The organism is Synechococcus sp. R55.2 (genome assembly GCF_047462075.1).
GTDB lineage: Bacteria > Cyanobacteriota > Cyanobacteriia > Thermostichales > Thermostichaceae > Thermostichus.
In genome coordinates, this window is the sequence record NZ_JANSIH010000368.1 from 1 (window position 1) to 523 (window position 523).

The window sequence follows — 523 nt, forward strand, 5'->3', positions numbered from 1 at the left end:
ACAACAACATCTATTCTTCTTCCTTCGTGGATTTTCCAACCCTCTCCACAATCAACTTCTTCCTTCTTCCACCAAAGTAAGCTGCCTCCTGATGTTTCAACTTCGGTTTTCCCAGAGTACAAAGATTTGAGACACAGCCGTAGCCTCCTACGCTCAAAGCTTTCGAGGGCATCTTTTTCTTGGACATTGGTGCAGTTTAGAACTCTCTGTCCAATTTCCTCTAGTTCCCCGTCCTTTGTCTTAAGTTTATCGGGGTCAACCTTTTCCCGGGCTATAATGCAGCCCTCTAGAGGAACAGCCACTACACCTAGCTGATTACAAACCCTTGCGAGCGCTTTGTGCTCTTCCCCCGGAGCGGGGAGAGGGTTTGGCTTGCAATGGTATCCGTAGAAGGTGAGATCCTCCTGAGTTAGCCTCTTAACGAAGAAGCGATTAAGAGTAACCTCAACTTTCTTCTGGAGTAAATTCATTGGCAGACTCTAGTTTCAAGTTTCTCTCTAGGATCTCTAGGATAAGCTCTAAT

Annotated in this window: 1 pseudogene; it reads right to left on the reverse strand. The window is 46.1% G+C overall.

Annotated features, from left to right (window positions below):
* Positions 1-470 (reverse strand): annotated as a pseudogene (locus NW838_RS11745) (hypothetical protein); the annotation flags it as partial.
* Positions 471-523: the final 53 nt, after the last annotated feature.